The sequence below is a fragment of the Streptomyces sp. CNX435 genome (assembly GCF_059570575.1).
The window spans coordinates 78,810-90,823 of record NZ_JCANTA010000027.1 but is presented as its reverse complement, the minus strand read 5'-3'; the positions used below and the strand labels follow the sequence as shown (position 1 = coordinate 90,823).

Here is a 12,014-nt window from a genome sequence, read left to right as displayed (position 1 = left end):
CGACGATGCCGAGGACGGCGACGATGACCTTGCAGACGTTGACGATGGTGTCCCAGTTGTCCTTGACCCAGTCGACCGCCTTCTCCCACCACTTGCGGTTCTGGATCCCGGCGTCGGAGGCGTCGTCGAGTTTGTCCTTGGCGTCGGACGCGGCGTCTTCGCGCATCTTCTTGGCGTCGGCGGCCAGCTTCTTGGCCGCGTCGAGGCCGGCTTCGGCGTTGTCGACGGCGGTCTGGGCGTTGGACTGGGCGGACTTGGCGTCGGTGGCGTTGCGGGTGGCGGCGCGGACTTCGGAGTCGTCGGGCTTGTCCTTGCCCTCCTTCTCGTCGTACTGCTCGGTTTTCGCGGTGGCGCGTTCGACCCAGGAGGTGGCCGAGTCCAGGCGGCCGGTGGCGGACGTCAGCTCGTTGCGGGCCTCGCGGCCTCTGGCCAACGCCCTGTCGGCGAGGGACTGGGCGCGTTCCAGTTTCGGCCAGTACGCGGCGAGTGCGTCGCCGGCGAGGTCGTACGAGCGCTGGAGTTTCTTGAGGTTCTTGGGGACTTCTTCGAACTCGTCCTGGAACGCTTTCGCGGTCTTCCCTGCCCAGCGAAGGAGGGCGTCCTCGCTCGCCATGCCCTTGATCTGGCGTAAGGCGTCGGCGACGTCGTCGGCGAAGTCGTGTAACTCGCGGGCGAGTTGCTTTACCCGTTCCGGGTCCCCCGGTACCGGGTCCTCGTCGAGGTCGAGTATGTGCCAGTCGGTGGGGCGGTTACCCATGGGTCCCCCCATCAGCAGCGGTGCGTAGTCGCAGACGGAGCTAGCGGACGACGGTCTGGATCTCCGCGACCTCGACTTCGGTGGTCGTGCCGAAGACTCCGTCGGGCAGCCGGACGGGGTTCGTCTGGCCGGTGCCGGTCCAGCTGATCTCCCAGGTGACGGTGGCCGTCAGTTCGTACGGGCCCGTGTTCTCCGTGGAGCGGAGGTACGTCAGGCCGCAGGGTGGCGTCTCCTCGGAGCGGCCGGCTGTGTACGGGGTGCCGATGGAGCCGTCGTCGTTGATGCGGCAGACGCCGTTCTCCGGGTGCAGCTCGGCGTCGTCGGTGCCGGGGTCGATGTGCAGGCCCACGGGGCGGGCGGTGGTGGTCGCCTCGATGTTGATCTCGGGGATGGAGGCGCTGACCGACACGGGGTGGAAGGTGCCTTCGTCGAGCCATACCCAGGTCGGGAGGTTGACCTTCTGGTCGGCCGCCTCCGGGCGCAGGGTCGCCTCGTCGCGCGGGATGCGGAGCCTGTCGTACGCCAGCTCGGCCAGGACCTCGGGGGTGACGGCGTTTTCGTAATCGGCCGGTGGGGGTTCACCGGTGTCGACCCAGAACCAGGGCTCCATGCAGTCGAGGACCGCCGGGTCGTCCTGGCGGCTCTTGTCGTAGAAGTCGTCCCACCAGTAGCCTTCACCGGCTTTGTCATGGTTGAAGTTGTGGTAGGGGTTGCCGCCGCTGTACTTGTCCATGAAGTCCGAGGCGAGGGCCTGCCCGTCGGGGTCGTGGACCATCGAGATGAACACACCCCGGGCCAGTTCCTCGAACTTGTCGGGGGTGTAGGCCGGGGCGTACCAGCAGGGCGGGGGCTCCCAGTCGCTCACCGGGGCCACGGCCCCGCCACCGTCCCCGCCGGGACCGTTGCGGGTCTCGTCCCACACGATCTCGATCTGTGCATAGATGTTGCCGTTGCCGTCCGACCCACCGGACGGGGATCCTTCATCAGGGTCGAAGTTACTTCCATGCCCGCCGAGCCCGTCGTCCGGCTGGGCTGCGGCGGGACCGGATAAGAGCCCCAGACAGATAAGCCCCGATGCGGCGAGGGTCGTCGTGACCTTCGTTAAGCCTGGCACTGGTCGGCCCCCCGGTCAGAAAGACCCTTGGTCGTCTGCCAGACGCCGTCGGCGTTCTTCTCCAGTAGCGTGTTGTAGAGGACGTACGCGTTCTTCGAGCCGCTGCCTGTCGGTAGATCCTTCTCGTTCGCGGGATCCTTCGTGATGACGGCATCGCTCTCGTCGGCGCAGAAGACCACGGCGGCGGTGCCGTTCTCCTTCAGCGTCACCTCGCGATCGAAGACCCGGATGACACCCGCCCACTTGTCATCGGCGTCGACCCAGCCCTTGACGAAGTCCCGGGACATCGCGAGGGCTTCACCGCTGGTGTAGAAGCTCAGGGCCGAGCTGTCTGTGTCCGCCTTCAGGATCGCGTCGTACAGGGCGATGAACCGCTGCTCGCTGTCGTTGAGGACCGCGTCCTTCGTAGCGTCACCCGTGGTGGCGTCCTCGAACGTCAACTTCGCGTACGACGGGAGCGTCAACTCCGGGCGGTCCGTCTCCGGTTCGCTCTCCTTCGGTGACGGCGGCGCCGACGAGGCGTCGTCCGCGCCCTTGATCTTCTCGTCGTCACCCCCGCCCTCGTCATCGGAACCGCAAGCCGCGACCAGCAGGCTCGCGACTGCTAAGGCCGCCAGGACGGCGGGGGTGCGTCGGCGTCTCACGTCAACTCCCTGTAGGAGACGGATCACTACGGGTAGAAGACGCTATCCGTTGGGCGCATGGTTTCGCCAGCGCGTTCGTTGGCTTGATGCCAACGCTTCACTCCAGTCCCACGTCCCCCACGGCACAGCCGCCCGCCGGGGCCACCGTCCTCGGTGGCCCCGGCGGGCGGGGCGGGGCTCTCAGCCCAGGGTCAGCGCAGCCGTCACCCGGTCCCGGGCACGGGTTCGCCGCCCAGCGCCTCGGCGACCGCGTTGTACGCGGGTTTCGGTTGGTAGCTGTCGTTCCACAGGGTCGCCGAGCCCTCGCCGGGGAAGACTCCCGGGACCCAGGAGTACTTGTCCGGGAAGCCCCACACCGTGACCCCGACGCAGCGGTCGACGGCCAGGCAGGCGTCGATGACGTTCGCGTAGTACTGCGACTGGGTGGCCTCCTTCTGCGCGTCGGCCGGCAGCTGCATCCGTACGTCCAGCTCCGTGATGGCCACGTCGACGCCCAGGTCTGCGAAGCGCTGCATGTTCTGCTGCAGGTCGCTCGGGAAGCCGTACTGGATCGACAGGTGGCCCTGGATGCCGACGCAGTCGATCGGTACGCCCTGCTCCTTCAGGTCGCGGACCAGGTTGTACATCGCGGTGCTCTTCGCGTTGACGCCCTCGATGTTGTAGTCGTTGATGCACAGCTTCGCGTCCGGGTCGGCGTCCTTGGCGGCGCGCAGCGCGTGGGCGACGAAGTCCTTGCCCATGGCGTTGTAGAGGGGGCTGTTGCGGAACGAGCCGTCCTCGTTGAACGGCTCGTTGACCACGTCCCAGGCGTAGATGTCGCCCGCGTAGTGCCCGGCGACCTCGGTGACGTGGTTCTCCATCGCGCCGCGCACCTCGCTGCTCGGCAGGCCGGAGACCCAGCCGGGGAGCTGGCTGTGCCAGACGAGGGTGTGGCCGCGGATCGACTGGCCGTTCTGCTGGGCGAGGTCGCGGATCCGGTCGCCGGGGCCGAAGTTGAACTGGCCGCGGTTCGGCTCCGTGGTGTCCCACTTCATCTCGTTCTCCGCCGTGACCTGGCCGAACTCGCGGCCCAGGATCTCGGTGTACTGGGTGTCGGAGAGGTGGGACGTCGCGGCGGCGGTGCCGATGAACTTGCCGTGCGCCTCGGCGAGCTGGTTCAGCGAGTCGGCGGCGTACGCGGGGGTGGTGGTGCCGAGGCCGTAGAGACAGAGGGCGCCGGCGAGCGCGGCGAGCAGGGCCCTGGGCCTGCTGCGTAGTCTTCGCATGTTCCCCTTCTTCCCCCGCGCGGGCGGGCGCGGGCGTGGTGGAGTCGTGGCGCCGGATCGCTCGAAATATTTCGGGACTAGTTTCGAATATTCCGGGGTCGGACGTTAGAGGCGGGAGTGGGGCACGTCAATACGCGCGGCGGGGTGGGGGAGTCCGGCACGCTGGGGTCATGGATACGGAGACAGACGCCGGCACGGGTACGGGTACGGGCGCAGGTGAGGGCGCCGGCGCCGGCGTGGACGCCGTTGCGCTGGAGCGGCGCCTGCGGGACGCCGTGCGCGGCGAGGTGGGGTTTGGCGCCCGCGACCGGGCCCTGGTCACCATGGACGCCTCCAACTACCGCCGCGTCCCCCTCGGCGTCGTCGCCCCGCGCGACGCCGACGACGTCGCCGCCGCGCTCGCCGTCTGCCGGGAGTACGGTGCGCCCGTCGTCGCCCGCGGCGGCGGTACGTCCATCGCGGGGAACGCGGTGGGCGTCGGCGTCGTCCTCGACTTCACCCGGCACCTGAACCGGCTCGTCGACCTCGACCCCGACGCGCGTACCGCCGTCGTGCAGCCGGGGCTGGTGCTCGACCGGCTGCGTGGGGCGGCGGCGGTGCACGGGCTGACGTTCGGGCCCGACCCGTCCACGCACAGCCGGTGCACGATCGGCGGCATGGTCGGCAACAACTCCTGCGGCCCGCACAGCGTCGCGTGGGGGACGACGGCCGACAACGTGCGGGCGCTGGACGTCGTGACGTACCGGGGGCGGGCGGTGCGGCTGGGGCGGGACGGCCTGGGGGTGCTGCCGGGGCTGCGGGAGTTCGTCGCGGCGCACCTGGCGACCCTGCGCACGGGCGGGGGCGCGGGCGGTGCCGGGCGCGGGGGTGCGGGCGGGAGCGGGGGGGCCGGTTCGTACGACGGTTCCGCCTCCGGTTCGTACGGCGAGAACACCCCGGCCGCCGGCTGGCCCGACCTCCCCCGCCGCATCTCCGGCTACGCCCTCGACGCCCTCCTCCCCGAGCGCGGCGCCGACCTCGCCCGCGCCTTCACCGGCAGCGAGGGCACCCTCGCCGTCCTCACCGAGGCCACCGTCCGCCTCGTCGAGGCGCCCGCCGCCCGCGCCCTCGCCGTCCTCGGCTACGCCGACGAGTCCGCCGCCGCCGAGGCGGCCCCCGGGCTGCTGCCGCTGCGCCCACTGACCGTCGAGGGCATGGCCGCCGACCTTGTCGGCAGCGGCCCCGACGCGCACGCGCTGCCCCGCGGCGGCGCCTGGCTGTTCGTCGAGACCGGCGGCGACACCCCCGCCGCCGCGCGGGCCGCCGCCGAGGAGGTGTGCCGCGCCGCCGACGCCGTCGACCACGCCGTCCTCGCCGACCCCGCCGCGCAGCGCACCCTGTGGCGGATCCGCGAGGACGCCTCCGGCACCGCCACCCGCATGCCCGACGGCAGCGAGGCGTGGCCCGGCTGGGAGGACTGCGCGGTGCCGCCCGCGCGGCTCGGCGCGTACCTGCGCGAGTTCCGCGCGCTGCTCGCCGCGCACGGGCTGCGCGGGCTGCCGTACGGGCACTTCGGCGACGGCTGCATCCACGTACGCATCGACTTCGACCTGCTGACGCCGCCCGGCATCGCCCGCTTCCGGGAGTTCTCGGGGGAGCTGGCGGACCTCGTCGTCGCGCACGGCGGCTCGCTGTCCGGCGAGCACGGCGACGGGCGGGCGCGGTCGGAGCTGCTGCCCGCGATGTACGGGGACGAACTCGTCGGGCTCTTCCACGGCTTCAAGGACCTCTGGGACCCCGACGGTGCCCTCAACCCCGGCGTCCTCGCCCGCCCCGCCCCCCTCGACGCCGATCTGCGCTTCGCGCCGCTGCCGCGCGGGCCGGTGCCGGTGGAGGTGGCGTTCGGCTATCCGCACGACGGGCCGGACGGGGGCGACTTCGCGGCGGCGGTGCGGCGGTGCGTCGGGGTCGCCAAGTGCCGCAACCCGCCGGGGAGTCCGGGGGTGATGTGCCCGTCGTACCGCGCCACGGGCGAGGAGCGGCACTCCACCCGCGGCCGGGCGCGGCTGCTGCACGAGATGCTCGCCGGGGAGGTCATCACGGACGGCTGGCGCTCGGAGGAGGTACGCGAGGCGCTCGACCTGTGCCTGTCGTGCAAGGGGTGCCGCAGCGACTGCCCGGTGGACGTCGACATGGCCACGTACAAGGCGGAGTTCCTGCACCACCACTACGCCGGGCGGCGGCGGCCCATGGCGCACTACGCGATGGGGCGGCTGCCGCGGTGGCTGCGGCTGACGGCCGCGCTGCGCGCAGCGCGGGCGGCGAACGCGCTGGCGGGGGTCGGGCCGCTGGCGGCGGTGGCGAAGCGGCTGGCGGGGATCGCGGCGGAGCGGCCGATCCCGCGGATCGCCCCGGTGCCGCTGACGCGGTCGCTCGGGCGGGGCGGCGTCGACGCCGATCCGGAGGTGCTGCTGTGGCCGGACACGTTCACGAACTACCTGTCGCCGGAGGCGGGTTCGGCGGCGGTACGGGTGCTGCGGGCGGCCGGGGTGCGGGTGGGGCTGCCGCGGGGGGCGGGGAAGGTGTGCTGCGGGCTGACGTACGTCTCCACGGGGCAGCTGGATCTGGCCCGTAAGGTGATGCGGCGCACGCTGGACGCGCTGGAGCCGGGGGATGGCGGGGGCGGCGGTACGGGCGCGGGCGAAGCCGGGCCGCCCCTCGTCGTACTCGAACCGCCCTGTGCCGCCGCCCTCAAGACCGACCTCGTCGAGCTGCTGCCCGACGACGAGCGCGCCCCCCGCCTCGCCGCCCGCGTCCGCACCCTCGCCGAAGCCCTCGAAACCGCCGCCCCCGACTGGACCCCGCCCCGCCTCGACCGCCCGGTCACCGGCCAGACGCACTGCCACCAGCACGCGATCCTCGGCGACGCCGCCGAGCGCCGCCTGATGGCGAAGGCCGGCCTGGAGGGGCAACTCGCCGCCGGCTGCTGCGGCCTGGCGGGCAACTTCGGCTTCGAGCGCGGCCACTACGAGGTCTCCGCGACCTGCGCTGAGGACCAGCTGCTCCCGGCGGTACGCAGCGCGCCGGAAGGCGCCGCGGTCGTGGCGGACGGCTACTCCTGCCGCACGCAACTCGACCAGCTCGCGGGCATCCGCGCCCGCCACCTGGCGGAGCTGCTGGCGGAGGGGCTGCCGGAGGAGGGGTGATCAGTCGGAGGGGAACCTGTCGGTGGGGAGGGTGATGCCGAGCGGTGTCTCCTTGAGGTCGAGTTCGACGCCGAAGGCGACGGTGAGTTCCCTGGCGTAGTCGCCGTCCTCGGGCTCGGTGTAGAGGTGACACCTGCGCTGATACGGATCGGCGATCAGGTACACGGGCACGCCCGCGAGGGCGTACGCGGTCTTCTTCGGGCCGTAGTCGTTCCTCTCCGTGCCGCGGGTGACCACCTCGGCGACGAACTCGACGTCTTGGTGGCGCCAGTGCTCCTCGCCTTCGGGTTGGGCGCTGTCGCACAGCTTCGCCACATCCGGGCAGAAGGCGTTCTCCTTGCCGGGGAAGTCGATCCGTACGTCTGACAGGATCTGGGCGTCGCCGCCGAACGCCCCGTCCAGAGTCCGGGCGATCTCCAGAATGATCTCCCAGTGAACGGCGCGCTGCCGGACCATGTGGATGCTCCCCTCGACCACCTCGATGCGATAGCCCTCGAAGGCGGGGGCGTCGAATGCCTCGAACAGGCCGTCCAGGGAGGAGTGCTTTGTCGTCGATCTCGGTCATCTCGATCCCGCCGTTGGCTGTCATTTCAGCGGCATGCTGCCGCGCGATCAACGACGCGTGCGGCGGCACGGTCACGGGGAGTAGCCGATCAAATAATCCGGCAAGCACGCTTGCTTGTTTTCTTGCCCGCTGCCACCCTACTCCGCAGTAGTCACGAGGGGAGCGCACCATGCCGGGCCCGGAGATCACCTCCCTGCTCGACGACCTCCGCGACGAGAGCGCCGCGCTGGACGCCCTCGTCGCCGGGTTGCCGCCCGAGCGGTGGGCGCTCGGCACGCCCGCCGCCGGGTGGACCGTCGCGCACCAGATCGCCCACCTCGCCTGGACCGACCGCGCCGCGCTCGCCGCCGCCGTCGATCCCGACGAGTTCGGGCGGATGCTGGCGCACGCGCAGGAGGCGCCGTACGACTTCGTGGACGACGGCGCCGCCCGCGGTGCCGGGCTCGCGCCCGGGGTGCTGCTCGACCGCTGGCGGCGGGGGCGCGCGGAGCTGCGGCGCGTGCTGCTGGCGCAGCCGGCCGGGGTACGGATGCCGTGGTTCGGGCCGGCGATGAGCGTCGGGGGCGTGGCGTCGGGGCGGTTGATGGAGACCTGGGCGCACGGGCAGGACGTCGCCGACGCCCTCGGCGTACGGCGTGCGCCCACAGCGCGGCTGCGGCACGTGGCCCGTATCGGCGTGCGGACGCGGGACTTCGCGTACGCCGTCAACGGGCTGACGCCGCCCGCCGCGGAGTTCCGCGTCGAGCTGGCCGCGCCCGGCGGCGGGGAGCCGTGGGCGTACGGGCCCGAGGGCGCCGCCGAGCGCGTCACCGGGCCCGCGCTCGACTTCTGCCTGCTGGCCACCCAGCGCGTGCACCGCGCCGACACCGCGCTCGTCGCCGAGGGCGCGGAGGCGGAGCGCTGGCTCGGCATCGCCCAGGCGTTCGCCGGCCCGCCGGGCGGCGGGCGCGAGCGGGCGGCGGGCGGCGCGGCGGTGGACGGCGGGCAGGGTACGGGCCGTACGAGCGCCGAGGACGGCGCCGCCGGGGACGCCGCCGCCGACGACGGCCCGGCCGTACGCGCCGCCCGTACCGGCGACCGCGCCGCCCCGGAGGACCGCCCGTGACCCTCCGTGTCGGCAACGCCTCCGGCTTCTACGGCGACCGCTTCGCCGCCGTCCGCGAGATGCTCACCGGCGGCGAACTCGACGTGCTCACCGGCGACTACCTCGCCGAGCTGACCATGCTCATCCTCGCCCGCGACCGCCTCAAGAACCCCGCCACCGGCTACGCCAAGACCTTCCTCCGCCAGCTCGAAGACGGCCTCGGCCTTGCCCGCGACCGCGGTGTCGCACTCGTCGTCAACGCCGGCGGCCACAACCCCGCCGGCCTCGCCGCCGCCGTCCGCGAGCTGGCCGGGCGCGTCGGCGTCCCCGCCCGTGTCGCGCACGTCGAGGGCGACGACCTCACCGCCCGCGGCACCTGGCCCGGTGCCCTCGCCGCCCACGCCTACCTCGGCGGCGCCGGCATCGCCGCCTGCCTGCGCGCCGGCGCCGACGTCGTCGTCACCGGCCGTGTCACCGACGCCGCGCTCGTCACCGGCGCCGCCCAGGCGCACTACGGCTGGTCCCCCGCCGACCCGGGCGGCCCCCGCGACCCCGACACCCCCGACCTTCACGCCCTCGCCGGTGCCGTCGTCGCCGGCCACGTGCTGGAGTGCGGCACCCAGGCCACCGGCGGCAACTACGCCTTCTTCACCGAGCACGACGTCCGCCACCCCGGCTTCCCCCTCGCCGAGATCGACGCCGACGGCAGCGCCGTCATCACCAAGCACCCCGGCACCGGCGGCGCCGTCACCGTCGAGACCGTCACCGCCCAGCTCCTCTACGAGACCGCCGGCCCCCGCTACGCCGGCCCCGACGTCACCGCCCGCCTCGACTCCGTACGCCTCGACCCCGATGGCCCCGACCGCGTCCGCATCACCGGCGTACGCGGCGAGCCCCCGCCGCCCGACGTCAAGGTCGGCGTCTCCCGCCTCGGCGGCTACCGCAACGAGGTCGTCTTCGTCCTCACCGGCCTCGACGTCGACGCCAAAGCCGCCCTGATACGCGCCCAGCTGGACCCCGTCCTCGCCGGCGTCGCCGACGCCCGCTGGACCCTCGCCCGCACCGACCGCCCCGACGCCGGCGTACAGGAGGAGGCGTCCGCCCTGCTCCGCCTCGCCGTCCGGGACCCCGACGAGGCCGCCGTCGGCCGCGCCGTCACCGGCGCCGCCGTCGAACTGGCCCTCGCCAGCATCCCCGGCTTCCACGTCACCGCCCCGCCCGGCAGGGCGCAGCCGTACGGCGTCTTCGAGGCCGCGTACGTCCCCGCCGCCGACGTCCCCCACACCGCCGTGCTGCCCGACGGCACCCGCGTCCCCGTCGCCCCGCCGCCGCGCACCCGGGCCCTCGCCGCCGTACCGGAACCGCCGCTGCCGCCGCCCCCGCCGCCGGGCCCGACGCGCCGTGCGCCGCTCGGCGCCGTCGTCGGCGCGCGCAGCGGCGACAAGGGCGGCAGCGCGAACGTCGGCGTCTGGGCCCGCCCGGGCAACGGCACCGGCACCGGGGCCGCGAGTGAGACGGCATGGCGCTGGCTGGTGCACACCCTCACCGTCGACCGCTTCCGCCAACTCCTCCCCGAGACCGCCCCCTTCCCCGTCGTACGCCACGTCCTCCCGAACCTCCGCGCCCTCAACTTCACCGTCGACGGCCTCCTCGGCGACGGCGCCGCCGCCCGGGCCCGCTTCGACCCGCAGGCCAAAGCGCTCGGCGAGTGGCTGCGCGCCCGGCACGCCGACATCCCCGAGGAGCTGCTGTGACCCTGCTGGCCTCGGCGCTGGACACCGCCGGCCCCGACTACGCCGCCCACCGCGCCGCGATGCTCGACAAGCTCGCCGCCCTCGACGCCGAGCATGCCAAGGCCGTGGCGGGCGGCGGCGAGAAGTACACCGCCCGGCACCGCGCCCGCGGCAAGCTGCTCGTACGCGAGCGCATCGAGCTGCTCCTCGACCCCGACACCCCGTTCCTGGAGCTGAGCCCGCTGGCCGGCTGGGGTTCGGATTCCCCCGCATACACCGTGGGCGCGTCGCTCGTCACCGGCATCGGCGTCGTCTCCGGCGTCGAGTGCCTGATCACCGCCAACGACCCGACCGTGCGCGGCGGCGCGTCCAACCCCTGGACGCTGAAGAAGGCGTTCCGCGCCCACGAGATCAGCCTCGCCAACCGGCTGCCGTCGATCCACCTGGTGGAGTCCGGCGGCGCCGACCTGCCGTCGCAGAAGGAGATCTTCATCCCGGGCGGGGCGCTCTTCAAGCACCTCACCCGCTCCTCCGCCGCCGGCATCCCCACGATCGCCGTCGTCTTCGGCAATTCGACCGCGGGCGGGGCGTACGTGCCCGGCATGAGCGACCACGTGATCATGGTCAAGGAGCGCGCGAAGGTGTTTCTCGGCGGCCCGCCGCTGGTGAAGATGGCCACCGGCGAGGAGAGTGACGACGAGTCCCTGGGCGGCGCCGACATGCACGCCCGCACCTCCGGTCTCGCCGACCACCTCGCCGTCGACGAGCCGGACGCGCTGCACACCGCCCGCCGCGTCGTCGCCCGCCTCGACTGGCGCAAGGCGCACCCCGACCCGCCGCCGGCCGCCCCGCCCGCGTACCCGGAGGACGAGCTGCTGGGCATCGTGCCGGGCGACCTGAAGGTGCCGTTCGATCCGCGCGAGGTGATCGCACGGGTGGTGGACGGCTCGGACTTCGACGAGTTCAAGCCGCTGTACGGGACGAGCCTGGCCACCGGCTGGGCCCGGCTGCACGGCTACCCCGTCGGGATCCTCGCCAACGCGCGCGGCGTGCTGTTCAGCGCGGAGTCGCAGAAGGCCGCGCAGTTCATCCAGCTCGCCAACCAGCGCGACATCCCGCTGGTCTTCCTCCACAACACCACCGGCTACATGGTCGGCAAGGACTACGAGCAGGGCGGCATCATCAAGCACGGCGCCCAGATGATCAACGCCGTCTCCAACTCCCGCGTGCCGCACCTGTCGGTGCTCATGGGCGCCAGCTACGGCGCCGGCCACTACGGCATGTGCGGCCGGGCGTACGACCCGCGGTTCCTCTTCGCCTGGCCCAGCGCCAAGTCGGCGGTCATGGGGCCGCAGCAGCTCGCGGGCGTGCTGTCGATCGTCGCGCGGGCGTCGGCGGAGGCGAAGGGCATGCCGTACGACGAGGAGGGCGACGCGGCGCTGCGCGCGATGGTGGAGCAGCAGATCGAGGCGGAGTCGCTGCCGGTGTTCCTGTCGGGGCGGCTGTACGACGACGGGGTCATCGACCCGCGGGACACCCGGACGGTGCTGGGGATCTGCCTGTCGGCGATCCACACGGCGCCGTACGCGGGGGTGCACGACGGGTACGGGGTGTTCCGGCTTTGAAACCTCCCCGCCCCGAAGGAGAGGGGATTCCTAGCTCACGTT

9 protein-coding genes are annotated in these 12,014 nt (G+C 73.0%); 4 read left to right on the top strand and 5 right to left on the bottom strand.

The genetic code is table 11. From position 1 onward, the window contains the following. The 4 genes from T328_RS31315 to T328_RS31300 form a co-directional block, all read right to left on the bottom strand. Positions 1-757, bottom strand: a 757-nt coding sequence (locus T328_RS31315) for a WXG100 family type VII secretion target (protein ID WP_496499604.1), incomplete at its 3' end; no start/stop codon positions are given. Positions 758-797: 40 nt separating this feature from the next. Continuing rightward, the gene (locus T328_RS31310; RefSeq protein WP_496499603.1) at positions 798-1,631 is read right to left on the bottom strand and encodes a hypothetical protein; all 834 of its coding nucleotides are present in this window, start codon (positions 1,629-1,631) and stop codon (positions 798-800) included. A 227-nt stretch (positions 1,632-1,858) separates the two neighbouring features. Continuing rightward, on the bottom strand, positions 1,859-2,515 hold the full coding sequence (locus tag T328_RS31305; RefSeq protein ID WP_496499602.1) for a hypothetical protein: 657 nt from the start codon (positions 2,513-2,515) through the stop codon (positions 1,859-1,861). Positions 2,516-2,718: 203 nt separating this feature from the next. After that, positions 2,719-3,780 carry a glycoside hydrolase family 10 protein gene (locus T328_RS31300; protein ID WP_496499601.1) on the bottom strand — a complete coding sequence of 354 codons (1,062 nt, stop codon included), beginning with the start codon at positions 3,778-3,780 and terminating at the stop codon, positions 2,719-2,721. 170 nt (positions 3,781-3,950) lie between these two features. Here T328_RS31300 and T328_RS31295 point away from each other — a divergent pair, with 170 nt between their 5' ends. Next, positions 3,951-6,965 (top strand): FAD-binding and (Fe-S)-binding domain-containing protein, encoded by a 3,015-nt coding sequence (locus T328_RS31295; RefSeq protein ID WP_496499600.1) that lies wholly within the window; start codon positions 3,951-3,953, stop codon positions 6,963-6,965. On the opposite strand, the gene T328_RS31290 is transcribed toward T328_RS31295, so the two are convergent. After that, positions 6,966-7,490 carry a Uma2 family endonuclease gene (locus T328_RS31290; protein ID WP_496499609.1) on the bottom strand — a complete coding sequence of 175 codons (525 nt, stop codon included), beginning with the start codon at positions 7,488-7,490 and terminating at the stop codon, positions 6,966-6,968. A 209-nt stretch (positions 7,491-7,699) separates the two neighbouring features. On the opposite strand from T328_RS31290, the gene T328_RS31285 reads away from it, so the two are divergent. Genes T328_RS31285 through T328_RS31275 form a run of 3 tightly spaced genes read left to right on the top strand, consistent with a single transcriptional unit; the run spans position 7,700 to position 11,972 of the window. Next, entirely contained in the window at positions 7,700-8,635 is a 936-nt protein-coding gene (locus tag T328_RS31285) for a TIGR03084 family metal-binding protein (protein ID WP_496499599.1), read from the top strand. Continuing rightward, on the top strand, positions 8,632-10,368 hold the full coding sequence (locus T328_RS31280; protein WP_496499598.1) for an acyclic terpene utilization AtuA family protein: 1,737 nt from the start codon (positions 8,632-8,634) through the stop codon (positions 10,366-10,368). Before T328_RS31285 ends, T328_RS31280 begins: the two co-directional genes overlap by 4 nt. After that, positions 10,365-11,972: an acyl-CoA carboxylase subunit beta gene (locus T328_RS31275; RefSeq protein ID WP_496499597.1), complete on the top strand. Its 1,608-nt coding sequence runs from the start codon at positions 10,365-10,367 to the stop codon at positions 11,970-11,972. Before T328_RS31280 ends, T328_RS31275 begins: the two co-directional genes overlap by 4 nt. The last annotated feature ends 42 nt before the right edge of the window (positions 11,973-12,014 follow it).

What these genes read in the sequence shown, in the direction of transcription:
- T328_RS31300 (WP_496499601.1), bottom strand. Translation starts at nt 3,780, where the DNA reads ATGCGAAGACTACGCAGCAGGCCCAGGGCCCTGCTCGCCGCGCTCGCC.
- T328_RS31295 (WP_496499600.1), top strand. Translation starts at nt 3,951, where the DNA reads ATGGATACGGAGACAGACGCCGGCACGGGTACGGGTACGGGCGCAGGT.
- T328_RS31285 (WP_496499599.1), top strand. Translation starts at nt 7,700, where the DNA reads ATGCCGGGCCCGGAGATCACCTCCCTGCTCGACGACCTCCGCGACGAG.